General features: G+C 72.6%; 25 protein-coding genes. 12 read left to right on the top strand and 13 right to left on the bottom strand.

Going from position 1 to position 24,990, the window contains the following annotated elements; all coding sequences use genetic code 11:
• Positions 1-68 precede the first annotated feature (68 nt).
• Together AB0F72_RS05130 and AB0F72_RS05135 are read left to right on the top strand one after the other, a co-directional pair.
• Positions 69-1,172: a histidine kinase gene (locus AB0F72_RS05130; protein WP_360425378.1), complete on the top strand. Its 1,104-nt coding sequence runs from the start codon at positions 69-71 to the stop codon at positions 1,170-1,172.
• A 64-nt stretch (positions 1,173-1,236) separates the two neighbouring features.
• Positions 1,237-1,926: a response regulator transcription factor gene (locus AB0F72_RS05135; RefSeq protein ID WP_360425381.1), complete on the top strand. Its 690-nt coding sequence runs from the start codon at positions 1,237-1,239 to the stop codon at positions 1,924-1,926.
• A gap of 22 nt (positions 1,927-1,948) precedes the next feature.
• Here the strand turns inward: AB0F72_RS05135 and AB0F72_RS05140 are convergent, their stop codons facing one another.
• From AB0F72_RS05140 to AB0F72_RS05165, 6 genes are all read right to left on the bottom strand, one after another.
• The gene (locus AB0F72_RS05140) at positions 1,949-2,239 is read right to left on the bottom strand and encodes a hypothetical protein (RefSeq protein ID WP_360425384.1); all 291 of its coding nucleotides are present in this window, start codon (positions 2,237-2,239) and stop codon (positions 1,949-1,951) included.
• A gap of 228 nt (positions 2,240-2,467) precedes the next feature.
• Entirely contained in the window at positions 2,468-3,712 is a 1,245-nt protein-coding gene (gene mshC, locus AB0F72_RS05145) for a cysteine--1-D-myo-inosityl 2-amino-2-deoxy-alpha-D-glucopyranoside ligase (RefSeq protein WP_360425386.1), read from the bottom strand.
• 308 nt (positions 3,713-4,020) lie between these two features.
• Positions 4,021-4,836: an SCO1664 family protein gene (locus tag AB0F72_RS05150; RefSeq protein WP_360425389.1), complete on the bottom strand. Its 816-nt coding sequence runs from the start codon at positions 4,834-4,836 to the stop codon at positions 4,021-4,023.
• Positions 4,833-5,432 (bottom strand): DUF3090 domain-containing protein, encoded by a 600-nt coding sequence (locus tag AB0F72_RS05155; protein ID WP_360425392.1) that lies wholly within the window; start codon positions 5,430-5,432, stop codon positions 4,833-4,835. The genes AB0F72_RS05150 and AB0F72_RS05155 overlap by 4 nt, the downstream gene beginning before the upstream one ends.
• Before the next feature lie 109 nt (positions 5,433-5,541).
• Positions 5,542-6,219, bottom strand: a complete 678-nt coding sequence (locus AB0F72_RS05160; protein WP_360425395.1) for a histidine phosphatase family protein — start codon at positions 6,217-6,219, stop codon at positions 5,542-5,544.
• Positions 6,219-7,241: an LLM class F420-dependent oxidoreductase gene (locus tag AB0F72_RS05165; protein WP_360425398.1), complete on the bottom strand. Its 1,023-nt coding sequence runs from the start codon at positions 7,239-7,241 to the stop codon at positions 6,219-6,221. The genes AB0F72_RS05160 and AB0F72_RS05165 overlap by 1 nt, the downstream gene beginning before the upstream one ends.
• Before the next feature lie 114 nt (positions 7,242-7,355).
• Between AB0F72_RS05165 and AB0F72_RS05170 the strand changes: the two genes are divergently transcribed.
• On the top strand, positions 7,356-8,345 hold the full coding sequence (locus AB0F72_RS05170) for an aldo/keto reductase (protein ID WP_360425401.1): 990 nt from the start codon (positions 7,356-7,358) through the stop codon (positions 8,343-8,345).
• Between the two features lie 33 nt (positions 8,346-8,378).
• Positions 8,379-8,570: a DUF5703 family protein gene (locus AB0F72_RS05175; RefSeq protein ID WP_360425403.1), complete on the top strand. Its 192-nt coding sequence runs from the start codon at positions 8,379-8,381 to the stop codon at positions 8,568-8,570.
• A gap of 192 nt (positions 8,571-8,762) precedes the next feature.
• Here the strand turns inward: AB0F72_RS05175 and AB0F72_RS05180 are convergent, their stop codons facing one another.
• Together AB0F72_RS05180 and AB0F72_RS05185 are read right to left on the bottom strand one after the other, a co-directional pair.
• Positions 8,763-9,425, bottom strand: a complete 663-nt coding sequence (locus AB0F72_RS05180) for a hypothetical protein (protein ID WP_360425406.1) — start codon at positions 9,423-9,425, stop codon at positions 8,763-8,765.
• Positions 9,426-9,446: 21 nt separating this feature from the next.
• Positions 9,447-10,754 (bottom strand): M20/M25/M40 family metallo-hydrolase, encoded by a 1,308-nt coding sequence (locus AB0F72_RS05185; protein ID WP_360425409.1) that lies wholly within the window; start codon positions 10,752-10,754, stop codon positions 9,447-9,449.
• 55 nt (positions 10,755-10,809) lie between these two features.
• On the opposite strand from AB0F72_RS05185, the gene AB0F72_RS05190 reads away from it, so the two are divergent.
• Positions 10,810-11,376, top strand: coding sequence for a hemerythrin domain-containing protein (locus AB0F72_RS05190; protein ID WP_360425411.1), 567 nt, complete (start codon positions 10,810-10,812; stop codon positions 11,374-11,376).
• Positions 11,377-11,492: 116 nt separating this feature from the next.
• Positions 11,493-12,485: a LysR family transcriptional regulator gene (locus tag AB0F72_RS05195; RefSeq protein WP_360425414.1), complete on the top strand. Its 993-nt coding sequence runs from the start codon at positions 11,493-11,495 to the stop codon at positions 12,483-12,485.
• A 402-nt stretch (positions 12,486-12,887) separates the two neighbouring features.
• Here the strand turns inward: AB0F72_RS05195 and AB0F72_RS05200 are convergent, their stop codons facing one another.
• The gene (locus AB0F72_RS05200; RefSeq protein WP_360425416.1) at positions 12,888-15,491 is read right to left on the bottom strand and encodes an ATP-dependent Clp protease ATP-binding subunit; all 2,604 of its coding nucleotides are present in this window, start codon (positions 15,489-15,491) and stop codon (positions 12,888-12,890) included.
• A gap of 152 nt (positions 15,492-15,643) precedes the next feature.
• On the opposite strand from AB0F72_RS05200, the gene AB0F72_RS05205 reads away from it, so the two are divergent.
• The 5 genes from AB0F72_RS05205 (at position 15,644) to AB0F72_RS05225 (ending at position 21,302) form a co-directional block, all read left to right on the top strand.
• Complete coding sequence (locus AB0F72_RS05205) at positions 15,644-16,108, top strand: hypothetical protein (RefSeq protein WP_360425419.1); 465 nt, start codon at positions 15,644-15,646, stop codon at positions 16,106-16,108.
• A 475-nt stretch (positions 16,109-16,583) separates the two neighbouring features.
• Positions 16,584-16,844, top strand: a complete 261-nt coding sequence (locus tag AB0F72_RS05210) for a hypothetical protein (protein WP_014445512.1) — start codon at positions 16,584-16,586, stop codon at positions 16,842-16,844.
• A 4-nt stretch (positions 16,845-16,848) separates the two neighbouring features.
• On the top strand, positions 16,849-17,790 hold the full coding sequence (locus AB0F72_RS05215) for a hypothetical protein (RefSeq protein WP_360425422.1): 942 nt from the start codon (positions 16,849-16,851) through the stop codon (positions 17,788-17,790).
• Positions 17,791-17,820: 30 nt separating this feature from the next.
• Positions 17,821-20,601: an FtsK/SpoIIIE domain-containing protein gene (locus AB0F72_RS05220; protein WP_360425425.1), complete on the top strand. Its 2,781-nt coding sequence runs from the start codon at positions 17,821-17,823 to the stop codon at positions 20,599-20,601.
• Positions 20,598-21,302 carry a hypothetical protein gene (locus tag AB0F72_RS05225; RefSeq protein ID WP_360425428.1) on the top strand — a complete coding sequence of 235 codons (705 nt, stop codon included), beginning with the start codon at positions 20,598-20,600 and terminating at the stop codon, positions 21,300-21,302. Before AB0F72_RS05220 ends, AB0F72_RS05225 begins: the two co-directional genes overlap by 4 nt.
• Before the next feature lie 9 nt (positions 21,303-21,311).
• Here the strand turns inward: AB0F72_RS05225 and AB0F72_RS05230 are convergent, their stop codons facing one another.
• Both AB0F72_RS05230 and AB0F72_RS05235 read right to left on the bottom strand, forming a co-directional pair.
• Positions 21,312-22,517, bottom strand: a complete 1,206-nt coding sequence (locus AB0F72_RS05230) for a cupin domain-containing protein (RefSeq protein ID WP_360425431.1) — start codon at positions 22,515-22,517, stop codon at positions 21,312-21,314.
• Complete coding sequence (locus tag AB0F72_RS05235; protein ID WP_360425434.1) at positions 22,514-22,774, bottom strand: BatC protein; 261 nt, start codon at positions 22,772-22,774, stop codon at positions 22,514-22,516. The genes AB0F72_RS05230 and AB0F72_RS05235 overlap by 4 nt, the downstream gene beginning before the upstream one ends.
• Before the next feature lie 90 nt (positions 22,775-22,864).
• Here AB0F72_RS05235 and AB0F72_RS05240 point away from each other — a divergent pair, with 90 nt between their 5' ends.
• Positions 22,865-23,650: a DUF72 domain-containing protein gene (locus AB0F72_RS05240; RefSeq protein WP_360425437.1), complete on the top strand. Its 786-nt coding sequence runs from the start codon at positions 22,865-22,867 to the stop codon at positions 23,648-23,650.
• A gap of 78 nt (positions 23,651-23,728) precedes the next feature.
• On the opposite strand, the gene AB0F72_RS05245 is transcribed toward AB0F72_RS05240, so the two are convergent.
• Positions 23,729-24,151, bottom strand: coding sequence for a TraR/DksA C4-type zinc finger protein (locus tag AB0F72_RS05245; protein ID WP_360425440.1), 423 nt, complete (start codon positions 24,149-24,151; stop codon positions 23,729-23,731).
• Between the two features lie 206 nt (positions 24,152-24,357).
• Positions 24,358-24,987, bottom strand: a complete 630-nt coding sequence (locus tag AB0F72_RS05250; protein WP_360425443.1) for a uridine kinase — start codon at positions 24,985-24,987, stop codon at positions 24,358-24,360.
• Positions 24,988-24,990: the final 3 nt, after the last annotated feature.

Consider the following 24,990-nt stretch of genomic DNA (forward strand, 5'->3'; position numbering starts at 1 on the left):
CACGGGGGATCCGCGAGTCATCCCCGAGGTGGGTCCGCGCCGCACCGTCCAACCCCTACCGTCGTGACGTGAGCGTGAGCGTGAAGCGGTCGGACGTGGCGGTGGCCGCGGCGTTCGCCGTCTTCGCGCTCTTCGAGGAGTTCACCATCCGGATGCCCGGGGGCTGGTGGCCCTACGCCCTGGCCGGCTTCACCCTGCTGATCCTGTTCCGCCGGCGGATCCCGCTGCTAGCGATGGTCGCGAACGCCCTGGCCGCGATCCACGTGTTCTACGTGGAGGCGACCATCGACGCCGAGAAGACCGTGAACTTCCGGCTCTGGCAGGTCGTCTCGATGATGATCATCTCTTACACGGTGGGCCGCGAACGGCCGTCCGACAAGCGTGGCATCGCGGCCGTCGCGTTCACCTTCGTCATGTACTTCAGCTTCAACCCCGGCGATCCGATGGCCGACATCTTCTTCCCGATCGCGCCCTACCTGCTGGGGCTGGGCGTGGCGACCCAGGCCCGGCGCAGCGCGGAGTCGGCGCGGGCGCTCGCCGACCTCCGCGAGCAGCAGGCGCACGACGCGATCATGGAGGAACGGGTCCGGATCGCCCGCGAGCTGCACGACATGGTGGCGCACAGCGTGACCGTCATGGTGATCCAGGCGGGGGTGGTGCGCCGCCGGATGGAGGCCGGCCTCGACGTCGACCACGACCTGCTGCGCAGCATCGAGTCCGGCGGCCGGGACGCGGTCGGCGAGCTGCGCCGCACGCTGGGCCTGCTCCGCGGCGAGGAGACCGACGCGGTGCTGCCGCCGGCCGGGCTGGACCGCCTGGACGAGCTGATCGGCCAGGTCCGGGAGGCGGGGCTGACCGTGTCGGTGCGCCGGGAGGGAACGCCGGCGCCGCTGCTGCCCGCTGTCGATCTCTCGGCGTACCGGATCGTCCAGGAGGCGCTCACCAACGTGCTGAAACACGCCGGGCCGGTGCGGGTGACGGTCGGCATCGCCTATCGCGGGGACGGGGTGCATCTCTCGGTGGTCAATGACGGGCCGGTCGCGGCGGCGCCGGCGGGCGGCGGGCAGGGGCTGATCGGGATGCGGGAGCGGGCCGCCCTCTTCGGCGGCGAGCTGACCGCCGGGCCGTGCCCGGGCGGCGGCTTCGCGATCACGGCGAGGCTGCCCCGATGAGCCGTCGCAGCGAGGGCGCCCCGATGAGCCGTGACAGCGGGCACCCACGGAGAAGGGCGCCCCGATGAGCATCACGGTAGTCGTCGCCGACGATCAGAAGATGGTGCGCGCCGGCCTGCGCATGGTGATCGAGACCGAGCCCGACATGACCGTGATCGGTGAGGCCGGCGACGGCGCGGAGGCGGTGGCGCTGGTCCGGCGGATGCGTCCGGACGTGGTCCTGATGGACATCGCGATGCCCCGCCAGGACGGCCTGACCGCCACCGGGGCCCTGCTCGCCGACGCCGACCCGCCCCGGATCATCGTGCTGACCACGTTCGACACCGACGAGAACCTGCATCGGGCGCTGCGGGCCGGCGCGAGCGGCTTCCTGCTGAAGGTGTCGTCCCCGGAGCATCTGATCACCGCGATCCGGGTGGTGGCGGCCGGGGACTCGCTGCTCGACCCGGCGGTCACCACCCGGGTCATCGCGGCCTTCGCGGGACGGCCGGGCCCGGTGCCGCCGCCCGAGCTCGGTGATCTGACACCGCGGGAGACGGACGTGCTGCGGCTGATCGCCCGGGGCATGTCGAACGGTGAGATCGCCGCGGCGCTCATCGTGGGCGAGGCGACGGTGAAGACCCACGTGGCGCGGGTGCTGATGAAGCTGGGGCTGCGGGATCGGGTGCAGGCGGTCGTCTACGCGTACGAGTCGGGACTGGTCCGGGCCGGGAACGGGTCAGGCCCGGAACGCGGCGGCGTCCCGGGCCTGTGATGTTCCTGTTGGTGCCGAGTCTCTACCAGTACCAGTACCCGTAGCCGTAACCCGGGTAGTAGTGGCCGCCGCCGCCGACGTGGAAGTTGAAGCCCAGTCCGAGCCAGTAGTGGGAGCTGTACCCCACGTAGCCGTGGCCGGGGTAGTAGTGGGCGTACGGGCCCGGGTAGGGCCAGTCGGCGGTGCGGACGACGGCGGTGGCGCCGGCATCCCGCTGGGCCGTGCTGTCGGTGGCGAGGGCCGGGCCGGAGAGCGCGAGGCTCGAGCCGGCGGCCAGGACGAGACCCCCGAGGAACAGAGCCGTACGACGCATGATTCTTCCCTTCAGAGATGTTATGACCGGACTCAGTCTTGCCTCTCGCGATCCGCATTGCGCGCATTTTCCGTGACAAAAGAACAATGGTGCATTTTTTATTGATTCTCGCTACGTACCAGGTCAGGGGCGTCTAGGGTCGCCGCGGGGGCCACCTACCCTGCGAACGGAAGGGGCCGGGAAAACAAAAAGGCCCCCGCGAACGGGGGCCTTTGTCGAAAAGCGCGCCTAGAGGCGGATACCGAGCAGCGCGTCCACGGTCCGGGCCATCAGGGCCGGCGCCTCCGTGTCGTCGCCGGCGCCGGCGAGCGCCGCCTCGGCCCACGCGTCCACCACGGCGAGCGCGGCCGGAGCATCCAGATCGTCGGCGACCGCCTCCCGGACCGCGCCGAGCAGCCCGGCCCCGGACGGCCCGGACGCCGCGGCCGCCGCGCGGCGCCAGCGGGCCAGCCGCTCGAGGCCCTCCTTGAGCACCTCGTCGGTCCACTCCCGGTCGCTGCGGTAGTGCCCGGAGAGCAGCCCGAGCCGCACCGCCATCGGGTCGACGCCGTCACCGCGCAGGCGGGACACGAAGACCAGGTTCCCCTTGGACTTCGACATCTTCTCGCCCTGCAGGCCGATCATGCCGGCGTGCGAGTAGTGCCGGGCGAACGGCGCGACGCCGGTGAGCACCTCGGCGTGCGCGGCCGAACACTCGTGATGCGGGTAGAGCAGATCGCTGCCGCCACCCTGCACGTCGATCGTGTCGCCGAGCAGCCCCAGCGCGATCGTGGCGCACTCGATGTGCCAGCCGGGGCGTCCCGGACCGAGCTCGCCGCCGTCCCAGACCGGCTCGCCCTCGCGGGCGCCGCGCCACAGCAGCGGGTCGAGCGGGTCACGCTTGCCGGCCCGGTCCGGGTCGCCGCCGCGCTCGGCGGAGAGCACCCGCATCTCGGCGGCCGAGAGGTGCGACTCGTAACCCCAGTCCGGCGCGGACGTGATGTCGAAGTAGACGTCACCGGTGCCGTCCTCGAGACGGTAGGCCGCGCCCTTGCCCACCAGCTCCACGACGTGCTCGACGATGCGCGGGATCGACTCGACGGCGCCCACGTAGTGCGCCGGCGGGATGATCCGCAGCGCCTCCATGTCCTCCCGGAAGAGCGCGGTCTCGCGCATCGCCAGGACGATCCAGTCCTCGCCGTCGCGGGCCGCGCGCTCCAGCAGCGGGTCGTCGATGTCGGTCACGTTCTGCACGTAGTCGACGTCGTTGCCCGCGTCCCGCCACATCCGGTTCACCAGGTCGAACGCGATCATCGTGGCGGCGTGCCCGAGATGCGTGGCGTCGTAGGGGGTGATCCCGCAGACATACATGGTCGCGGTCCCCGCCGGCGTGCTCGGCTCGACCGAGCCGCGCGCCGTGTCGTAGAGCCGCAGCGGCGGTCGCCCCGGGGTGTCCGGCAGGCGGGGCACGTCATGGCCGGTCCAAGCATCCATGCTCGGAGCCTATCCAGGCGATGACCGACATGGCCCACCGCGTGACCTAAACCTCGTCACCCCCGATGGGGTACGGCCGGACAGCGCGCACGTGGTTCCCGGGGCACCGAACGCGCCCGAAATCACCACGCTCGGATGGAACCAGCCCCGCGTGTGCATTTCGGGTGCGGAGCGAACCCGAACTCAACACGCTCACGTGGAACCAGCCAGGCGTGTGCATTTCGGGTGCGGAGCGAACCCCAACTCAACACGCTCACGTGGGTTGGTGCGGGTGGGGAGGGCCGGGACGCGTACCCGAATGGGGTTTGTCAGATGGGCGGCCAGGGGATGGCCGGCCAGTCCGTGGGGGGTTGCGGGAAGCGTGCGGCGCGCAGCAACCTTTTCACGCGCAGGCGGACATGCTGCACCTCGGAGAGCGTCAGGTGCTCCCCCAGGGCCTCGCCGAGTGGGCCGGCGAGGTCGGCGCCGAGTTTGGTGAGCACGTCGACGGCCTCGCCGGACAGCGGCTTGCCGGTCCAGCCCCAGAGGACGGTGCGCAGCTTGTTCTCCACGTGGAAGCTGACGCCGTGGTCGACGCCGTGCACGCCGCCGGTGGACGGGTACAGCACGTGGCCGCCCTTGCGGTCGGCGTTGTTGATCACCGCGTCGAAGACCGCGAGGCGGGCCAGGCGGGGGTCGTCGGCGTGCGCGAGGGCGTAGGCGTCGCCGTCGTCGTCACGGGCGGCGGCGACCGGGAGCCAGCCCTCGGGCACGTCGTAGGCCGGGACGAAACCGATCAGCCCGTCGACCTCCGACGGCTCGTCGATCCAGAGTTGCAGCGCGCCCGGGCCGAGCGGCCCGTCGCGCAGGATCGTCGGCGGCACCAGGTCCCAGCCGGTCGCGCGGGACACCAGGTAGGCCGAGACCTCCCGGCCGGCGAGCGTCCCGTCCGGGAAGTCCCAGAGCGGGCGCTCGCCGCGGACCGGCTTGTAGACACAGCGCCGGGTCAGCCCGCCCAGGCTGATCTCGGCACGCAGCGTGGTGTTGGAGGCGTCGACGAGACGCCCCTCGATCTCGATGGCGCCCCGGCCGAGCAGTTCGAGGGCGTCGGCCTCGGCCAGCACCGCCGTGGGCTCCGCCGTCACCGGTGGTAACCGTTGTGCCGGGGACAGAGGTGGCCGGCCGGGTCGAGCGGCTGGCCGCAGAGCGGGCACGGCGGACGCCCGGCCGCGACCACCCGGCGCGCGCGGTCGATGAACGCCCGGGTCGCCTCGGGGGTCAGCCGCACCCGCAGGCGATCGAGGTCGTCGTCCGGCTCGTCGTCGTCCTCATCGGCGTCGTCGTCCTCGTCGGCGTCGTCGTCGAGCGGGCCGCCGGAGAGGTCGGTCTCCGGCTCACTGGCCTCGATCGCCTCGATCACGACGGTGCTGGTGTCGACGTCGAAGGCCAGGCCCAGCGTGCCGACGCGGAACTCCTCGTCGACCGGGGTGTCCAGGGGCTCGTTGTCGTGCACGGCCGGCAGAACGCCGTCCGGGAGGCTCACGCCGAAGCGCTTGTTGGCCTCGAGAAGCAGCTCCTCGAGCTTCTCGGCGAGCAGTGACACCTGGACCTTCTCCAGCGCCACGCTGATCACCCGGCCGCCACCGCGGGCCTGGAGGAAGAACGTGCGGTCCCCCGGCTCGCCCACCGTCCCGGCGACGAACCGCTCCGGCGGCTCGAAGGCATGCACTTGGTGGGTCATACCGACAACCCTAGCCATCCGCGACGGCAACCGCGCGGGTCGTCCAGGCCGGTTCGCCGAGGGCGCAACGCCCTGCACGCTGCGGCTATCCATCGGTCACGCAGCGTCGTCAAACGGTGCCACCTCCGGCGCCTCCGCCGACCGCCGCGTCGCTGTCGACCTGCTTCGGGGGTACGACCGAGGCCAGGTCCCCGGTCTCGTTGAGCCGCACCAGGAAAGGGCGGGTCGGGGTATAGCGGATCGCGGTGATCGACGCCGGATCGGCCACGATCCGCTGGAACTGGTCCAGGTGCAGGCCGAGCGCGTCGGCCGCGATGGCCTTGATCACATCGCCGTGGCTGCACGCCACCCAGACCGCCTCCGGGCCGTGCTCCCGGGTCACCAGCTCGTCCCACTTCTTCACGGCTTTGATCGCCCTGGCGGACATGTCCGACATGGCCTCGCCGTTCGGGAACACCACCGCGCTCGGGTGCTGCTGGACGACCGGCCAGAGGGGATCCTTCGCCAGCTCCCTCAGCGGCCGGCCCTCCCAGTCGCCGTAGCCGCACTCGATCAAGCCCTCCTCGGGCTCGTGGACGGCGTCCGGCAGCGCGATCTCCAAGGTCTGCCGGCAGCGGATCAGCGGGCTCGTCACGACCGCCACGATCGGCAGCTTGCGCAGCCGCTCGCCGACCCGGGCGGCCTGGTCGCGGCCGGTGTCGTCGAGCTCGACGGGCCGGCGGCCGGCCAGCCCACCGGTCGCGTTGGCGGTGGTCCGGCCGTGCCGGAGCAACAGAACGGTGGCCATCAGACGCCGGACTCCTCGAACGCCTCGGCGACAGTGCGCAGCGTCCGGATGCCGTCCTCCAGGTCGCCCACGTACGGGCTGACCGACAGCGTGCCGACGCCGGCCGCCGCGTACTCGCGGATCCGGTCCCGGATCCGCTCCTTGGTGCCGATCAGCGAGGTGCGCTCGATGAACTCCTGCGGGACGGCGGCGGCCGCCTCGGCGACCTGCTTGTTCAGGTAGAGGTCCTGGACGAGCTTCGCCTCCTTCGCGTAGCCCATCCGGACCGCCAGCTGGTTGTAGAAGTTCTGCTCTCGGCTGCCCATGCCGCCGATGTAGAGCGCGGCGTACCAGCGGATCACGTCGGCGCACGCGGCCAGGTCGTCGCCGACCACGACCGGGGCCGTGGGGGCGATGTCGAAACCCGGTTTCGGGCCGATCTGCTCGATGTACTCCCCCGCCATGTCCGGCGCGAAGAAGATCGCCAGCCAGCCGTCCGCGATCTCGCCGGCCAGCTTCAGGTTCTTCGGGCCGACCGCGGCCAGGTAGAGCGGGATCTCCGAGCGGTACGGGTGGAAGCCCAGCTTGATCGCCTTGCCCGCGCCGTCCGGCAGCGGCAGCCGGTAGTGCTCACCGTCGTAGGCGACCCGCTCCCGCGCCAGGGCCATCCGCACGATGTCCACGTACTCCCGGGTCCGGGCCAGCGGCTTGGCGAACCGCACGCCGTGCCACCCCTCGGAGACCTGCGGGCCGCTCACCCCGAGGCCGAGGCGGAACCGGCCACCGGAGAGCGTGTCCAGAGTGGCGGCGGTCATCGCGGTCATCGCCGGCGTGCGGGCCGGGATCTGCATGACCGCGGCGCCCAGGTCGATCCGCTGCGTCTGCCCGGCCATCCAGGCCAGCATGGTCACGGCGTCCGAGCCGTACGCCTCGGCGGCCCACACCACGGCGTATCCGAGGCGATCCGCCTCCTGTGCCATCGCGAGATGGTCAGCGGGTGTGCTCCACGCCGTCTGGTAGCCGAGGTTGAGTCCGAGCCGCACATGCCCTCCCGAGATGGTGGTCTTCGCCGCAAAGCATATTTCCGTCCGGTAACCGACGCGCCACGCGGGTGCTCGGCCATTTCGCGAAGTGCGAGGTCTGAATAAGGTTCACTCATGCACCAGCGACCGCTCGGCCGAAGCGGGCTAGCGGTTTCGCGGCTCGCGCTCGGCACCATGACCTGGGGCCGTGACACCGACCCCGATGACGCGGCCGCCCAGTTGAAGCTGTTCCTCGAGACCGGCGGCACGCTGATCGACACCGCCGATGTGTACGGCGACGGCGACGCCGAGTCGGTGATCGGCTCGCTGCTCGACCACCTCGTGCCCCGCGACCAGGTGGTGATCGCCACCAAGGCCGGGCTCACCCCGCGCGGCTGGCGTGCCCGGGACGGCTCGCGGGGCAACCTGTTGCGCTCGCTGGACGCGTCGCTGCGCCGGCTCGGCACCGACTACGTCGACCTGTGGCAGGTGCACGGCTACGACGGCCAGACCCCGTTCGAGGAGACCCTGGCCGCGCTGGACCACGCCGTCACCAGCGGCCGCGTGCGGTACGTCGGGGTCTCCAACTTCGCGGCCTGGCAGACCGCACGGGCGGCGACGTGGCAGTCCGCGTACCCGGGACGCGCCCCGATCGTGGCCGCCCAGATGGAGTACTCGCTGCTGGAGCGCGGCATCGAGCGCGAGCTGCTGCCGGCCGCCGCGGCGCTGGGGTTCGGGGTGCTCGCCTGGTCGCCGCTGGGCCGGGGCGTGCTCACCGGGAAATACCGCAACGGCCGGCCGCTGGACTCCCGGGCCGCCTCCGAGCACATGGCGCCGTTCGTGCGGACCTACCTGGAGCCGCGCAGCTCGAGCATCGTGGAGGCGGTGGTGATAGCGGCCGGCGGGCTGGGCGTCTCCCCGCTCGAGGTGGCCCTCGCCTGGATCCGGGACCGGCCCGGTGTGGCGTCGGCGATCCTCGGCGCCCGCACCGCGGGGCAGTTGCAGGGCGCTCTGCGCAGCGAGCAACTGGTGCTGCCGGCCGAGATCGCTACCGCGCTGGACGACGTGTCGGCGATCGACGTGGGGTACCCGGAACGTGAGGGAACAGGCTATCCAGAAGCTTGAGGCCGCCCTGGTGGCTGACGCATATTAGAGGTCATGGACTACGAATACGCGCCGCTGCGGTTGCCCTCGAATGTCGATCGGCTGACCGCCGCGGCGCAGCTCGCGATTCAGGCGGAGTTCTCCGGATGGGAGCTGGCCCGGGTCCAGCTCTTCGCCGACGGAACCCGGAAGGTCATGCTCCGCCGCCGGCTCGCGGGCAACCCACAGCCCGGCCTCAGCTACTGAGGCCGGGCTGTCGCCGCAACCGAGGCCACGCCGTCGCTGTGCAACCGAGGCCACGCCGTCGCTGCGCAACCGGAGTCGCGTTTCGCCCGTCGATGACGAGAGTGCCGGAAACGACTAGCGAAGCGTGGTCGTTTCCGGTGCTCTCGTCATCGACTCTCAGGGGCGAAACGCCCGCCGAGCGGAGCGAGGCCATCAGGCATGGTTGTGGTCGTCCTCGTCGTCGGGCAGGAACGGGTGCTCGTCGAGGCGCCCGACCAGCTGGTCGCCCTCGGCCGGGGCGAACGGACCGGCCCCGTCCGCGTCGTCGAACGCCTCGAGGTCCAGCGGCGCCGTCACCTCGGTGACGGTGAGCAGGCCGTCGAGCGGCTCCAGCTCGGGCACGTCCAGCGACGCCAGTGAGCCGTCGCCGGCCTGGAGCAGCTCCAGCACGGCCTCGCCGACCGACTCGACCGGTCCGGCGTCCTCGTCCTCCGGCACCGCGCCGCGGCGGGCGGTCTCGGCCACCTTCAGCAGGGCGGCCACGCTCGGCACCCGGTAGTCACGGCGCTGCCGGACCGAGATCACCTGGTCGTACGGGTCGTCGGCCGCGCCGTCCGCCCCCGCGCCGGCCATCCCGAACCGCTGGTCCGCCTCGTCCGGGTCGATCGACTCGACGTCCCACGGCGTGACTTCGCCGAACGCGTCGAGCAGCTTCTCGTCGTACGCGTACGAGGTGTTGTTCAGGTGGACGTACGCCTGCCACACGTCGTCGTCGTCAATGCGGCCGGCGGCTGCCTTGACGGCCGCGAGGTGCGCCCGGGCCGCCTCGATCACAGCTTCGAGGGCGGCGTCGAGCTCCGCATTCTGGTCGGTCATCGAAATTGGTTCCTTCCGGATTCAGCTGTTTCGAAGCAGTCGGTCCAGCACACGCACGCCGAACTTTAGCCCCTCGGTCGGGACCCGCTCGTCGATGCCGTGGAACAGTGCACTGAAGTTGAGGTCGGGGGGCAGCCGCAGCGGCGCGAAGCCGAAGCAGCGGATCCCGAGGGTGGCGAAGGCCTTGGCGTCGGTGCCCCCGGACATCAGGTACGGCACGGTACGCGCACCCGGGTCCTCGGCGCGCAGCGCGGCACCCATCGCGTCGACCAGGTCACCGTCGAAGCTGGTCTCGACGGCCGACTGCTGGTGCACGTGCTCGATCTCGATGTCCGGCCCGATGATGTCGCGCAGCTCGGCGAGGAAGGAGTCGGCCTGTCCGGGCAGGGTCCGGCAGTCGATGGTGGCGGACGCCTTGCCGGGGATCACGTTGTCCTTGTAACCGGCTTCCAGGCGGGTCGGGTTCGCGGTGTTCCGGATGGTCGCGCCGATCAGGTTGGCGATCGGGCCGAGTTTCGCGATGGCCAGTTCCGGCTCGTCCGGGTTCAGGTCGATGTGCAGGGCCTCGCTGACCTGTTCGAGGAACTGCCGCACGGTCGGCGTGACGACCGTCGGGAACCGGTGCCGCCCGACCGCGGCGACCGCCTCGGCGAGCGCGGTGACCGCGTTGTCGTCGTGGATGAACGAGCCGTGGCCGGGCCGGCCGTGCGCGTGCAGGCGCAGCCAGTCGAGGCCCTTCTCGGCGGTCTGCACGAGGTAGAGGCGCAGGTCGTCGTTGACGGTGTACGAGTACCCGCCGACCTCACCGATCGCCTCGGTCACGCCCTCGAACGCGTCGGCGTGGTTGCGCACCAGCCACTGCGAGCCGTACTCCATCCCGGCCTCTTCGTCGGCCGTGTAGCAGAGCACGATGTCACGCGGGGGGACGTACCCGGTCCGCTTCCACTCGCGGACCACCGCGAGCGCCATCGCGTCGAAGTCCTTCATGTCGACAGCGCCGCGGCCCCAGAGGTACCCGTCCTTCTCCTCGCCGGCGAACGGCGGCACCGACCACTCGCCGGCGTCGGCCGGCACCACGTCGAGGTGGCCGTGCACGAGCAGCGCGCCGCGGGAGCTGTCGGCGCCGGGGATCCGGGCGATCAGGTTGGCCCGGGTCGGCGCGGACTCCAGCAGCCGGGTCTCGATGCCGACCTCGTCGAGGCGCTCGGCGACGTACTCGGCGGCGACGCGTTCGCCGACGGTCGTCCGCGGGTCCCCGGTGTTGGTGGTGTCGATACGCAGCAGGTCACGGCAGAGGCCGACGACCTCGTCCACGGCGGTGGTGTCCATCCGCCCTTCATACCAGCAAGGTGTAACAACGATCCGGACGGGGAACTTGGCGGCCGTGTCAGAAGTGAATCTTCCCCCGCTGCCGCCGACCGGCGGTGAGACTCCCGGGCGCAGCATCGTCGATATCGTCAACAAGCAGCACCGGGAGCTCCTCGACCTGATCACCCGTCTGGACACCGATCCGGGCGACAAGAAGCTCGCCTCCGTCCTCGTCGCCACGGCCTCCCGGCACCTCTGCGCCGAGGAGCAGTACCTCTACCCCGCGATCCGCACCGCGGTGCCCGGCGGCGACGACCTGGCCGACCGCGAGCTCGCCGAGGACCAGGCGCTGCTGAACCTGCTCAAGGACGGCTCGATCACCGACGCCGCCGCGGCGATCCGCCGGCACGTCGCGGCCGACGCCGAGGAGCTGCTGCCGATGCTGGAGCAGATGGTCCCGTCCGACGATCTGGTCCGGCTCGGCAACCGGATGGAGACGGCCGCGGAGGCCGCGCCGACCCGCCCGCACCCGGCGACCCCGTCGACGCCACCGTGGAACAAGGTCGTCGACCCGCTCGTCGGGGTGGTCGACAAGGTCCGCGATGTCGTCACCGCACGTACCACATATACGCGCGATCTGTAACGAGCGGGCGATTCGTACATTTTGTCATGTTCGTTAATACGTTTGTCACAGGTTGCCGATCTTTCCCCCGCTCACAGGGCTAGCGTTAAATCGTGTCTTGGTCCTAACGTCACGCTATGAACCTGGAGCTGCGGCATCTGAAGGTGGTCTGCGCCATCGCGGAGACCGGCAGCGTCACCAAGGCCGCGTCGCAACTGGGCCTCGCCCAGCCGGCGCTCACCGCGCAACTACAGCGCATCGAGCGGACCCTCGGCGGCCCGCTCTTCGACCGGGACCGTCGCGGCGCGCGCCCGACCGCACTGGGCGAACTGGTGCTCTCCCGCGCCAGGGTGCTGCTGCCCGCGATGAAAGGCCTGCAGGACGAGGCCGCACGCCTGGCAGCAGGCGGCGACGACATGCTGATGACCCGGTACCGGATCGGCGCCATCGGCGGCCCGGTCGTCGCCCACCTGCTGCACCGCCTCTCGGTGACCCAGCCGGACGCCCAGATCTCCACCCACGCGTCGTACTACGTGGACGAGCTGGCCACCATGGTCCTCGCCGGCAAACTGGACTACGCCCAGGTCGGCGTCTGCGGCGACGCCCTGCCCTCGGCGGAGTACGGCCTGGTCTGGAACACCGTCGCGGTCGACGCGGTCTGCGCCCTGCTGCGCGAGGACCACCCCCAGGCCGGCGAGCCCGAGGTCGACCTCGCCGACCTCGCCGCCGAGCAGTGGGTGGCCGGCGCCGGCGACGGCTGCTTCGCCGACTGCTTCGCCGCGGCCTGCGCCAGGTCCGGCTTCGCACCGAAGAAGGTCCTGGAGACCGACCCCCGGGCCTGCGTCGACATGGTCGAGCTGGGCCTCGCGGTCGGCCTCTGCCAGCCCACCTTCCGTCCACCGGTCGGCCTCACCTCACGCCCGCTCAAGGGCGCCCCCCTGCGCTGGCGCATCGCCGTCGGCTGGCACCCCGAGTCCCCGGCCGCCCGCAGCGCGCCCAAGCTCATGCAGATGGCCACCGAGGCGTACCAGGACGTCATCGCCCGCAACGAGAACTACGTCAAGTGGGTCGCCGCCCACCCCGACCTCAGCGGCATCGGACCGGTACCCACCCAGTTGGCAGCAGCCTGATCGGGTACGCGCACCGCCGCCCCCGCACTTCCCCCCGTCCCGCCACCTCCCCTGACTGACGCCCCTCCCGCCGGCGCGACCCGCCGCCGGCCCCGGCGTCCCCCCACGGCCCGCGTATACCGCTCCCCGCCCCACGACCTCTCCCCGCCACCTCTCCCCGATCTTGGCGAACTCCACAACGACGTCCAACAACGTCCGAACCCAACCCTCCAAGATCGCGGCGGCAGGGGGAGGCGACGGCGGCAGGGGGAGGCGACGGCGGCAGCGGACGCGGCGGCAGCGGACGCGGCGGCGGGAACGCGGCGGCGGGAACGCGGCGGCGGGAACGCGGCGGCGGGAACGCGGCGGCGGGAACGCAAAAGGGGCCGGAGCGTCAGCTCCGGCCCCTTCCGTGCACTTGCCTTAGTGGGCTGCCACCGAGGACTCCACCTCGAAGGTCAGCTTGTCGTCGGCGACGCCGACGCGGACCCTGCGGCCCGGCGCCAGGTCGGCGGCGAGGAGCATCCTGGACAGCCGGTTGTCGAGTTCGCGCTGGATGGTGCGGCGCAGCGGGCGCGCGCCGAACTCCGGCTGGAAGCCACGGTCGGCGAGCCAGTCCACGGCCGCGTCGGTGATCTCCATCTGGACGTCCTGGGCGTGCAGGCGGCGGCGCGTCTCGTCGAGCATCATCTCGGTGATTTTGTGCAGCTGCGCGGTCTCCAGCTGCCGGAAGATGATGATCTCGTCGATCCGGTTGATGAACTCCGGCCGCAGCGACTCCTTGAGCCGGCGGTCGAGGCGGTCACGCAGCTCGTCGTCGGCGGACCGGCCGTTGTCGGCCGCGCCGAAGCCGACGCTGCGGGTCGAGCCGCTGATCAGGTCCGAACCGAGGTTCGACGTCATGATCAGGACGGTGTTCTTGAAGCTGACCGTCCGGCCCTGGCTGTCGGTGAGACGGCCGTCGTCGAGCACCTGGAGCAGGATGTTGAAGACGTCCGGGTGGGCCTTCTCGATCTCGTCGAGCAGCACCACACTGTACGGACGCCGCCGCACCGCCTCGGTCAGCTGTCCCGCCTCGTCGTAGCCGACGTAGCCGGGCGGGGCGCCGACCAGCCGCGACACGGTGTGCCGCTCCTGGAACTCGCTCATGTCCAGGCGGATCATCCGGTCCGGCTCGCCGAACAGCGCCTCCGCGAGCGAACGCGCCAGCTCGGTCTTGCCGACACCGGTCGGGCCGAGGAAGAGGAAGCTGCCGACCGGCCGGTCCTCGTCGCCCAGTCCGGCCCGCGAGCGGCGGACCGCCTCGGCGACCGCCTCGACGGCGTCCTCCTGGCCGATGACGTGCTCGTGCAGGTGCTGCTCGAGCCGGAGCAGGCGGTCCCGCTCGGCCTCGGTGAGCTGCGCGACCGGCACGCCGGTGGACCGCGACACCACCTCGGCGATGTCGTCCTGGGTCACCTGCGGCACCCCGTCCGGGCCGACGCCGGCGCTGGAGATCTGCTCCTTCAGCGCGTTGATCTCGTCGCGGAGCGCGGAGGCACGCTCGTACATCTCGGCCGCGACCGCCTGGTCGCGGTCCCGGGACAGCTGCTCGAGGCGGCGCTCCCGCTCGCGCAGCCCGGCGTCCGGCGTCTTGGTGCGCAGCCGCACCCGCGCGCCGGCCTGGTCGATCAGGTCGATCGCCTTGTCCGGCAGGAACCGGTCGGTGATGTAGCGGTCGGAGAGCACCGCGGCGGCGTCCAGCGCCTCGTCGGTGATCCGTACCTGGTGGTGGGCCTCGTAGTTGTCCCGCAGTCCGCGCAGGATCGCCACGGTGTCCTCGACCGACGGCTCGCCGACGAGGACCGGCTGGAACCGGCGGGCCAGGGCGGCGTCCTTCTCGATGTTCTTGCGGTACTCGTCGAGGGTGGTCGCGCCGATCACGCGGAGCTTGCCGCGGGCGAGCGCCGGCTTGAGCATGTTGCTCGCGTCCATGCCGCCGCCCTCGCCGCCGCCGCCACCGGCGCCGACCAGGGTGTGGATCTCGTCGAGGAAGACGATCAGGCCGTCACCGGAGGACTGGATCTCCTCGATCACCTTGCGCAGGCGCTCCTCGAAGTCGCCCCGGTAGCGGGTGCCCGCGACCAGGCCGGCCAGGTCGAGCTGGATGACCCGCTTGTCCTGCAGGGTGAGCGGGACGTCGCCGTCCACGATCCGCTGGGCCAGGCCCTCGACGATCGCGGTCTTGCCGACGCCGGCCTCACCGATCAGGACCGGGTTGTTCTTGGTACGCCGGGAGAGGATCTCCACGGCCTGCTCGATCTCGTCGGCACGCCCGATCACCGGGTCGATCTCGCCGCGGCGGGCGGACTCGGTGAGGTCCACGCCGAACTGCTCCAGAGTCGGCGTGTTCGGGTTGCTCTGGTGCGGCTGGTGACCGCCCCCGCCGGAGCCCGCTGTGGTCTCCGGGTGCGGCATGGTGCGCGGGTCGAGCCGGCCGGCGAGCAGCCGTCCCGCCGCGGAGTCGGTGTTCAGGCCGAGCGCCATCAGGATGTGCTCCGGCCCGATGTAGGAGGCGCCGACGGCCCGGGAGATCTGCAGGCTGTCCAGCAGCGCGCGCTTGGCGGCCGGGGTCAGTGCGACCTGTTCGGGGAGTTCCCGGCCGGCCGCGCCCATGTCGGCGAGACGGTTCGCGGCGGCGGTGCGGGCGACCTCGTTGTTGGCCTGCGTGTCCAGCTCCGTGAGGAGCGCGACCGGGTCGGTGCCGGCGCGGCGCACGGTCTGCTTCATCGGCTCCTGCTGGAGCACGGCCCAGAGCAGGTGGTCGGTGTCCAGATCGGCGAGCGCGTTCCCGCCGCCGGAAAGCTCGGCGGCCCGCCGCGCCGCGTCGGCGAGAACCTGCCGGGCGTCGTTGCTCATGTAACGCGCGATGTCGAAACGCTGCGACGGCCGCTGCGGACCGGCGGCACCTCCGGTGGCGCCGAAGAAGCGTGCGAACAGGTCGTCCCAACTACCGGACCCAGCTGGTCCGAACGGTCCGATGCTCATCAGGGTCTCTTCTCTCTGGTACCTCACTCAGGCGGATGGCGGCCTACCCGGCCGATCCAGGCAACAAACGGCGTTGCCGGGGATCACAGCGCTCGCATCGCCCTCCTGATTCCCGATTCGGCGAAAAAGTTGACTGGAGTACGCTCAACTTCATGAGTTCACCGGAGCCCGCCCCCTCCTCGGCAGGGTCTCTGACACCAGAGTTCCAGGAGCCGGGCGAGCGCGAGCCCATATCCCGCGAGATCGGAGTCCCGCTGATCGTCGTGGACGGGGCGAACGTGGTGGGCTCCGTCCCGGACGGCTGGTGGCGCGACCGGGCGGGCGCGGCCGTCCGGCTCCGCGACAGCCTGGCCACGGTGCCGGCGGCCGGCCTGGCCGACCTGCCGGGGCCGGTCGAGGTGGCGCTCGTCGTCGAGGGCCGGGCGCGCGACATCCCGGCGGGTCCCGGCCCGGTCCGGGTCGTCCGCGCCGCCGGCTCCGGCGACGACACGATCGTCGAGCTGGCCGCCGCGGCGTCCGGCCGCCGGGTCGTCGTGGTCACCGCCGATCGCGGCCTGCGGCAGCGGGTGACGGCGCTCGGCGCCGAGGTGCGCGGCCCGTCCGCGGTCCCCCGCTGACCCATCCGCGTGTGAAGTTCAGGCGCGGAGCGAACCCCAACTCCACACGCACAACCGGAACACCCCCAGCGTGTGGAAATAGGGCACGGAGCGAACCCCAACTCCACACGCACAACCGGAACACCCGCAGCGTGTGGAAATAGGGCGCGGAGCGAACCCCAACTCCACACGCGTGGTGGTGGTGTCGGGACCGTGGGGACTCCAGGTGCGGGGCGCGCCCCACGTCAGCACACTGTGCGGGCGGGCGTGTGCCACGGGCGAGTGGATCTATCGGGGCCCCGGCGACGCCCCGGAACACGCCATGATCCACAATGGACGCGGCGATCACCAGGGCGGATCGCTCGTCCGGCGCTACGTCCACACCGAACACCGGATACCCCGGGCTCTGCCAAATTGGGGCATCCGAGGACGGCCGGGCGAGAATCGGGCGGTAGGCTGCACAGCAAGCAAGAGTTTCGTACAGGAGGCTGCACGGGTGGCCAGTGTCGCCGAAGTCAGAGCTGCCGTGGACGCCGCTCTTCAGCAGGTCTCCGAGGGCCAGGCGGCGATCGAGGCGGCTCGGCAGCGGATCGGCGAGGCGCAGCAGAGCCTCGCGGCGGCCCTCGACGGCAGCGCCAGCGACCTGGTCGGCGCGGCGCACGCCTCACTCTCGCAAGCGGATCAGCAGTTGGAGGAGTGCCTGGGCGCGACGTTCGTGGCAGTCGAGCAGGCACAGACCTACACGGCGCAGCTCTGACGCGATGTCGCTGCTGCAGGAGCTCGGCGCCCAGCTTCGCGCCACGTCGGACGAGCTACCCACCGGCCTCGTCACGGCCGCGATGGAACGACTGCGCAACGCCACCGAGATTCTGAACTGGGTTCGCGAGCAGTCCGTCGACGATCTGGGCGTACCGATGCTGGGAAATGCCACCGAGCACGCGGAACGCGCGGCAGCGGCCCTGCGGGCCACGCAGGACGCGATCGAGGCCTATCTGGCGGCGATCGGGCTGGCCGGGACGCCCGGGGCCGCGCCCGGTCAGGAGTGGCGGGCCGCCCTGCGCGAGGACGACCGCCCGACGGCGGAGGCGCCCGGCCCGGCGGAGAAGCCCGAGGCGCTCGGCCCCTGGTGGCAGCAGCGCGTCGCACAGCTGACCGGCGAGCCCGCCCCGGAGAAACAGCAGCCACCGGAGCAGACCGGCACGCCCGAGCTGCTGCGGCGGGTGGCCGCCGGGGTGCGGGCCGGCGACCGCGCCCGCCTCGGCCGGGAGCTGCACGCGGTGACCGCGTCGACCGGGCTGGGCCTGTCCGCGGTGACCGCGCCGGTGCTGCACCGCCTCGCCGGCGACCTGCTCGGTCACGAGCCGCGCCCGGAGGACGTGCCCCGGCTGCGCAGCGCGGCCGAGTCCCGGGTGCGGGCGCTGCTGCCGGGCACGCCCCCGGCGGTGCTGGAGACGCTGATCGGCCGGATCTGCCGGGCGCCGGTCAAGGAGCAGCCGCGCGGCGGCACGGCGGCGGACCCGGCCACGGATCCGGCGGGCAGCGGGCACCCCGCGGGCAGCCCTCACCCCGCCGACAACGCGGTGACCGCGAGCGTGCTGACCGGGGTGCTGCTCGCGCGGCTCGGCCGGGACGCCGCGGCCCTGAACCCGGACGCACCGGAGCCGGTGCGCCGGCCGACCGAGGCGGACGAGGACCGTCGATGAACAAACCCCCGCTTCCCAAAATGGTAGGAAATGGCTGAATCCACCAAGCAGCGGGTCATGGAGATCCGGGCCGGCCTCTCGCACGCGCTCGGGGCGGCGCAGACCGCGCTGGAGATCGCCCAGCAGGCGGCGGCCGCCGCGGACGAGCGCCGCCGTCGTGTCACCGGCGCCGTGACGGCCCGGCGGCGGAAGCTCGCGGCGGCGCGGGACGAGCGGATCTCCGAGATCGACGAGTGGCACGACACCGAGCTGGCGGCGCTCGCCGGAGCGGCCGCCGCGGCGGCGGACCGGGCCGCGCCCGGCGCGGCCGGCGAGCCCTGGCACAGCTGGGAGCCGACCCCGCTGCCGCGGGCGGCCGAGCTGCGGGTGGGCCGGCTGCTGCTGCCGGAGGCGCCGATACCGCACCCGGAGCGCACCCGGCGGGCCGAGACCGGTCCGTGGGCGACCGCGCCGGGCACGCCGCGGGAACCGGCGCCGGAGGGCCCGGCGGCGGACGGCCTGGCGCCAGAGGGCCCGGCGACGGAGGTGGCCGACCCGCCGGAGGTGCCGGCGCTGGTCCCGCTGCTCGACCACGGGCACATCGTGATCGGTGGCGACGACCGGCTCGCCGACGAGCTGGTCGCGAGCTTGCTGCTGCGCGCGCTCGGGACCAGCGAGCCCGGCCGGGTGCGGATCATCGGGTACGACCCCGAGCACCTCGGTGGCGGACTGGCCGGCTTCGCCCCGCTCGCCGGTGCGGGCGTGCTCACCTTCTCCGGGCCGAGCGAGCTGCCCGGTCTGCTGGAGGACCTGGTCGGCCACGTGCGCCGGATCAACGAGAAGGTCCTCGCCGGTGAGTACACGTCCCTGCGCGAGCTGCACGCGGCGACCAAGCGGCGGCCGGAGCCGTGGCGGGTGGCCGTGCTGCTCGGCGCGCCGGAGCTGTCCCGGCACGAGCGTTCCCAGCTGGACCGGTTGCTGCGCTCCGGCGCCGCCTGCGGGGTGCACCTGGTGATCCGCGGGATCGCCGTCGATCCGGGGCCGGGCATCGAGTTCGTGCACGCGGCCGCCGGTGACGACGCGCGCGTCTCCGGGGCCGGTGACCTGCCGGTCCGCCTGGACCGCGGCCCGTGGCCGGAACTGGTCACCGCGACCTGCCGGCAGATCGCCGAGACGGTCGCCGCCGGTCCCGCCCCGGTGGCGCTGGACAGCCTGCTGCCGGAGCCCGGCGACGAGTGGCGGCAGAGCTCGGCGGCCGCGCTGACCGCGCCGCTCGGCGACAGCCCGCAGGGCTCGCCGGTGCAGGTGACGCTGAGCGACTACCCGCCGCACGCGCTGATCGCCGGGCCGTCCGGCACCGGCAAGACCAACTTCATCTACGCCTGGCTCGGGGCGCTCGCCGCCCGCTACTCCCCCGAGGAGCTGGCGTTCTACCTGCTCGACTTCAAGGAGGGCGTGTCGTTCGCCCGGTTCGCGCCGGGCCGGCGGGACCCGAGCTGGCTGCCGCACGTCCGGCTGGTCGGGGTGAACGTCAACACCGACCGGGAGTTCGGGCTCGCGCTGCTCCGGTTCCTCAGCGGTGAGCTGCGCCGGCGGGCCGACGCGGCGAAACAGCACGAGGTGACGAACCTGGCCGAGCTGCGCGCCGAGGACCCGGAGGGCTCGTGGCCGCGGATCGTCGCGGTGGTCGACGAGTTCCAGGTGCTGCTCGCCGGCCGGGACGCGGTCGCCGCCGAAGCCGTCGACCTGCTCGAGGACCTGGCCCGGCGGGGCCGCTCGCAGGGCATCCACCTGGTCCTCGCCAGCCAGGACATCTCCGGCATCGAGGCGCTCTGGGGCCGTCCCGCGCTGGTCGCCCAGTTCTCGCTGCGGATCGCCCTGCCCAAGGCCCGCCGGGTGCTCGCCGAGCAGAACAACGCCGCCGACACGCTGCCCCGGTACCACGCCGTGGTGAACGCCGACTCCGGCGCCGCCGAGGCGAACCGGGTGGTGCGGGTGCCCGCCGCCGGCGACCGGGACCAGTGGAGCGCGTTGCAGCACCGGCTCTGGCGCCGGCGGCCGGCCGAGCTGGGGCCGCCCCGGCTCTTCGACGGCGACGTGGTGCCGCGGCTCGCGGAGAGCCCGGACTTCCGGGGGCTGCGGGCGTCCGAGTCGCCGGCCGCCCCGATCGCCCTGCTCGGCGAGACCATCGACGTGACGGCACGCTCCGCGCGTACCGTGCTGCGCCGTGCGCCGGGCCGCAACCTGGCCGTGCTCGGCACCCGGGTGGACGAGGCCTGCGCGGTGCTCGCCACCGCCGGCCGCTCGCTGGCCGCCCAGTTCCCGCCGGAGGGCGCCCGGTTCTCGGTGGTCTGTCTCGACCAGGACGCCCGGGCCGCCGCCGAGGCGCTGCACGCCCGCCTGCCGGAGTGCGGCTGGTACGACACCGAGAACGTGGACTGGCTGCTGGAGGACGCCGCCGCCGAGGCGACCGCCGCGTGGCCGGCGGACCGGCCGCACTTCATCCTGATCTACGCGGCGGACGCGCTGCCCGGTGGCCGGACCGCCGCCGATCAGCTGCGCACCGTGCTGCGGCAGGGCCCGGAACGGCGCCTGCACGTGCTGGGCTGGTGGCGCGGGGCGGGTCTGCTGCGGGACAGCCTGGGCGGGCAGGCCTCCCGGACCGACCCGATCGGCGCCTGGGTGGCGCTGGACGTGCACGGCAGCGAGCTCGCGCCGTACTACCCGGGCACCGGGGCGCCGAACTGGTACCCGCGCCCGTGGCGAGCCCTGCACTTCGACCGCTCGGTGCACCGGGGCGCCGAGGTCATCATCCCTTACGGAACCTCATGAGCGAACTGCAGCCGTCCGACTTCGAGCGGGCCGACTACCGTACCGTCCTGCGCCGTCTCACCACGCTGGACCAGCGCGCCGCCGGGCTGCGCGAGGAAGCCGAGCGGTGGCACGCCGAGCGGGCCGCGTCCGCGTCCGAGGCGGTCCGGGCCACCGAGGACGAGGTACGCGAGGCGCGGGCCGCCGTCCGCGAGGCGCAGCGCGCCCTGGAGGCGGTGGACGCCCGCGCGGCCGGGCTCTGGTCGGAGTTCGTGCACCGGGTCGGCCCGGCCGCCGAGCGCTGGGGACGGACCCTGCCGCCGGCCAGCATCCCCCGGCAGCGCACCGAGCGGGACGCCCAGGACTACCTGGACGAGGTGGAGACCCGGGTGAAGTACACCGCTCCGGCACGGCCGCTCACCGGCGGCACCCAGGTGCTCTTCGGGCTGCTCGGGTTCTCCGGCGGCGTGCTCGGGGTGATCGGGAACACCCTTCTGCGGCAGACCGGCGCGGCGGCCGGCGGGGACTGGCAACAGGCCGCGCCGGTGGTGGCGCTGCTGGTGCTGCTGGTCTGCCCGGTGCTCGCGGTGGTCACCGCGAAACTGTTCGCCGACCGGCGCGGGGTGGGCCTGGACACGGCGGCCGTCGCCACGGTGCTGACCACCGGGCTGGTGACGGCCGGCCTGCTCTTCACCGCTGTCCAGTTCAGTCAGCAGGCGTGACGGCACGGCTCAGCCTCTGACCGCCAGGGCCTCGGTCAGCAGGCGGCGGGCCAGGACCAGGCGGTCCGCGTCGTCGCCCAGGGGCAGGTCGCCGACCCGGTGCGGCGCGCCGTCCAGCGCCAGCCGGACGGCCGGCACGCAGGAGGCGGGGAAGGTCACCGTCCGGACCGGCGAGCGCAGCTCCCCGTCCGGGGTCAGCGTCCAGCGCAGGCCGGGGCGGGCCACTATCGCGTCGGCCGGGGTGAGCGACGCCGCGTCGTCCAGCTGGGCCAGCGGGCTGATCGGGGCGGGGCGGGCGGACGGCCAGGAGCGGGCACGCAGCCGGTCGGCGACGGCGGCCGGGCCGGCCTCGGCCGTGGTCAGCCAGTCCCGCAGGGCGGCCACGGTGGCGCTCAGCTCCGGCGCGATCGCCTCCGGGTCGGACACCTCCAGGCCGTACGGCAGCGTGGCGCGCAACGACGGCTCGGCGGACGCGAGGGCCAGCAGCTCCTCGACGAGCGCGTACCGGGTCAGACCCCGTACCCCGGCGGTGATGTGCAGGGAGCGGCCGCCCAGGGACCGGGCCGAGTGCAGCCAGCCGCGCGGCAGGTAGAGGGCGTCGCCCGGTTCCAGGACGACGTCGAGGGCCGGTTCGCCCGCCGCGGTGGCGGCCACCTCGTCGGCCCGGCCGCCCCACGGCTGGCGTTCCAGGGGGTCCTGCAGCACCGGCGGGTGCACGCACCACCGTTTGACGCCGTCGGCCTGGAGCACGAAGACGTCGTGGGTGTCGTAGTGGGTGGCGAAGCCCTGGCTGCCGGGCGGGGTGAGGTACGCGTTGAGCTGCACCGGGCGGTTCAGCTCGGCGCCCAGCTCGCCGGCGAAGGCGATCAGCGGCGGCCAGAGCCGGTGCAGGCCCTGCAGGACCAGTGTGGCGCCGGCGGCGTACAGGCGCATGGCCCTCTCGTCGAGGACCTGGTCGGTGATCTCCGCACCGGCGCCGCCACCGCCGGTGAACCGGCTCGGCGGCAGCACCTCGCCGTCGCGCGCCACCCGCAGGAACGGGGTGCGCAGGCCACGCCGGCTGAGCAGCTCGTCGACGGCGGCCGGGGAGAGCAGGTCGGTGAAGCCGTCCGGGCCGCCGAGGCCGGCGGCCCGGGACAGCAGCGGCGCACGGCCCCAGACGGTGTCCGCGAACGTCGCCGGTTCCACCGCGATGACACGGGAGAGTGCGGTCATCCGGCGGCGCCGTCGGCACCACCGTCCCGGCCGGACGGGTTCGCTCCCCCGTCGGCCGGGCCCTCACCGCCCGCGCCACCGTCCGCTCCGCCGTCCCGGCCGGACGGGTTCGCTCCCCCGTCGGCCGGGCCCTCACCGCCCGCGCCACCGTCCGCTCCGCCGTCCCGGCCGGTCGGGTTGGCGCCGCCGTCCGCCGGGCCCTCGCCGTCGTGGCCGGCCGGATCCGAGCTGATGATCTCTTGATCGCTGAGCCCCATGACTGCCCCCTTTAAAACGAAATATCAGGACAACTTGGGTACCCGCGATGATCAGGTCTAATCTGCCGGACGAGCGGGTATCCGGGCGTCATGCTCTGGATCGGGACCTCCGGATGGCAGTACCGCGACTGGCGGCCCGCCAAGGGCGCGGACGACACCGGCTACCTCTATCCGGGCGGCCTGCCGCAGCGGCTCTGGCTGGAGCACTACGCCGCCCGGTTCGACGTGGTGGAGGTCAACAACGCGTTCTACCGGCTGCCGGAGCGGGACACGTTCGCGAAGTGGCGGGACACCACCCCGGACGGCTTCCGGTTCGCGGTGAAGATGAGCCGGTACCTGACCCACATCAAACGCCTGAAGGAGCCGGCCGAGCCGGTGGCCCGGTTCCTGGACCGGGCGAGCGCGCTCGGCGACAAGCTCGGACCGGTGCTGCTGCAACTGCCGCCGACGCTGCAGGCGAACCTGACGGCCCTGGACGAGACGCTGAGCCGGTTCCCGCCGGAGGTGCGGGTCGCGGTGGAGCCCCGGCACGAGACCTGGTTCACCCGCGACTGCGAGGACCTGCTGCGACGGCACGGCGCCGCGCTCTGCTGGGCCGACCGGCGCGGGCGGCCGGTCACGCCACTGTGGCAGACCGCGGACTGGGGTTATCTGAGATTCCACGAGGGAGGCGGGCGGCCCTGGCCCCGATATGGACGTCAGGCGCTGCAGTCGTGGCTCGACCGGATGACCGTACCCTCGGAGACCTTTGTGTTTTTCAACAATGACCCCGGGGGCGCGGCAGTGGTCGACGCTGCCGTGCTCGCCCGGCTGGCCGCGCGAAACGACCGGGAAATCAGCCGGGTGCCGACGATGAAGCAGCGCTCCCATTCTTAGGTGGCGCGCCATTCCCGGACAATGGCGAAATGCCTTTTCCGGAGCCGGCCGAGATCGCACCGGCTCCGGGGAAAGGAATCAGCTCGCCCGGCGTTCGCGCACCGCCTTGCAGTTCACACACGTGGTGGCGGACGGGAAGACCTCCAGCCGCTCCACCGGAATCGGGTGCGAGCAGCCCTCACAGTTGCCGTAGGTGCCGTCCTCCAGGCGCTGCATGGCGTGCTCCGCCTGGGTACGCCGCTCCAGCAGGGTCCGCAGCAGCGAGGTGGCCGCGTCGCGCTCCGCCGTCTTGGATCCACTGTCGGCCTGGTCGTCGCCGGCCGCGTCGCCGATCTCGACGAGCCTGAGTCGATGGTTCTGCGCTGCGGCTTCCTCGTACTCGGCATTGAGTTCGTCGAACCGGCTGCGCAGGATCACCCGGATCTGCTCGATCTCCTCGGTCGAACGCGCCTTGACCGCGCCCGCGCCCTTACCCGCAACAATCGCTCCGTTGACGAGCATGCAGTCCCCCTGCCTTCCCTCAGCCCAGCCGGCGGTATCGGCCCCGTGTCGTCCTCGACCCGGGTCCGGCTCGGTGGAGCCGGACGATACCCACCGCCGGAGATCCCAAACGGGACCCCCGCGAAAAAGTAACCGGAGCATAACTGTCAGTGGTTGAATCCGCCACGGACTCGGCAAGCGGGTCTTGTGCCGAGGCTCACCCCGGTTCATCTCTCCAGGACGATGGCGGGGCGTCTCGGGTCGTCCACCCGCACGACGACGTCGGCGAACGTCTCCGGGGCGACCTCTTCGGCGTACCGGCGGAAGGCGGGCAGGGTCCAGCGCTGATCGTCGCCGGTGCGGCGCTCCAGGGCCGCGGCGGACAGCTCAAGGTGGACGGTGAAGTCGAACGGCAGGCCGGATCCGAGCAGCAGCGGGCCGCTGACCAGCACGATCGCGGCACCGGGCAGCTCCTGGTACGGCTGCCGCGCGGACCTGTCCCGCCCCGCGTCCCAGAGCCGGGTCAGGATCCGCCCGGACCCGTCCGGCGCGGCCGGCACCAGCAGCTCCCGGGCCAGGCCGGCCTCGTCGAACCAGCCGTTGTAGAACGAGTCCGGATTGGTCCGCCCGAACTCCAGGCGCAGCGACGCGGGCCGCAGGAAATCGCTGGTGGCGACGCGGACCACGGGCCGCCCGCGGACCCGCAGCGGATCGGCCAGCGCGCCGGCGAGACGCGCCGGATCAGCGGCATCGGGGCCGTCCACGGCCACCCGAATCCTAGTGTCGGATTCCCGACTGGCGAGGCGATCCGCCAGATCTTCCACGAGGCCCTCGAACGAGACCGGAACGACGCGCATGCG

The organism is Actinoplanes sp. NPDC023936 (assembly GCF_040639325.1).
In the GTDB taxonomy this organism is placed as follows: Bacteria; Actinomycetota; Actinomycetes; order Mycobacteriales; family Micromonosporaceae; genus Actinoplanes.

Excerpts from the sequence above, each read along its gene's own strand:
- AB0F72_RS05135 (WP_360425381.1), top strand. The coding sequence starts at position 1,237 with ATGAGCATCACGGTAGTCGTCGCCGACGATCAGAAGATGGTGCGCGCC.
- AB0F72_RS05140 (WP_360425384.1), bottom strand. The coding sequence starts at position 2,239 with ATGCGTCGTACGGCTCTGTTCCTCGGGGGTCTCGTCCTGGCCGCCGGC.
- mshC (WP_360425386.1), bottom strand. The coding sequence starts at position 3,712 with ATGGATGCTTGGACCGGCCATGACGTGCCCCGCCTGCCGGACACCCCG.
- AB0F72_RS05155 (WP_360425392.1), bottom strand. The coding sequence starts at position 5,432 with ATGACCCACCAAGTGCATGCCTTCGAGCCGCCGGAGCGGTTCGTCGCC.
- AB0F72_RS05160 (WP_360425395.1), bottom strand. The coding sequence starts at position 6,219 with ATGGCCACCGTTCTGTTGCTCCGGCACGGCCGGACCACCGCCAACGCG.
- AB0F72_RS05170 (WP_360425401.1), top strand. The coding sequence starts at position 7,356 with ATGCACCAGCGACCGCTCGGCCGAAGCGGGCTAGCGGTTTCGCGGCTC.
- AB0F72_RS05175 (WP_360425403.1), top strand. The coding sequence starts at position 8,379 with ATGGACTACGAATACGCGCCGCTGCGGTTGCCCTCGAATGTCGATCGG.
- AB0F72_RS05180 (WP_360425406.1), bottom strand. The coding sequence starts at position 9,425 with ATGACCGACCAGAATGCGGAGCTCGACGCCGCCCTCGAAGCTGTGATC.
- AB0F72_RS05185 (WP_360425409.1), bottom strand. The coding sequence starts at position 10,754 with ATGGACACCACCGCCGTGGACGAGGTCGTCGGCCTCTGCCGTGACCTG.
- AB0F72_RS05195 (WP_360425414.1), top strand. The coding sequence starts at position 11,493 with ATGAACCTGGAGCTGCGGCATCTGAAGGTGGTCTGCGCCATCGCGGAG.
- AB0F72_RS05200 (WP_360425416.1), bottom strand. The coding sequence starts at position 15,491 with ATGAGCATCGGACCGTTCGGACCAGCTGGGTCCGGTAGTTGGGACGAC.
- AB0F72_RS05205 (WP_360425419.1), top strand. The coding sequence starts at position 15,644 with ATGAGTTCACCGGAGCCCGCCCCCTCCTCGGCAGGGTCTCTGACACCA.
- AB0F72_RS05215 (WP_360425422.1), top strand. The coding sequence starts at position 16,849 with ATGTCGCTGCTGCAGGAGCTCGGCGCCCAGCTTCGCGCCACGTCGGAC.
- AB0F72_RS05220 (WP_360425425.1), top strand. The coding sequence starts at position 17,821 with ATGGCTGAATCCACCAAGCAGCGGGTCATGGAGATCCGGGCCGGCCTC.
- AB0F72_RS05225 (WP_360425428.1), top strand. The coding sequence starts at position 20,598 with ATGAGCGAACTGCAGCCGTCCGACTTCGAGCGGGCCGACTACCGTACC.
- AB0F72_RS05230 (WP_360425431.1), bottom strand. The coding sequence starts at position 22,517 with ATGACCGCACTCTCCCGTGTCATCGCGGTGGAACCGGCGACGTTCGCG.
- AB0F72_RS05235 (WP_360425434.1), bottom strand. The coding sequence starts at position 22,774 with ATGGGGCTCAGCGATCAAGAGATCATCAGCTCGGATCCGGCCGGCCAC.
- AB0F72_RS05240 (WP_360425437.1), top strand. The coding sequence starts at position 22,865 with ATGCTCTGGATCGGGACCTCCGGATGGCAGTACCGCGACTGGCGGCCC.
- AB0F72_RS05245 (WP_360425440.1), bottom strand. The coding sequence starts at position 24,151 with ATGCTCGTCAACGGAGCGATTGTTGCGGGTAAGGGCGCGGGCGCGGTC.
- AB0F72_RS05250 (WP_360425443.1), bottom strand. The coding sequence starts at position 24,987 with ATGCGCGTCGTTCCGGTCTCGTTCGAGGGCCTCGTGGAAGATCTGGCG.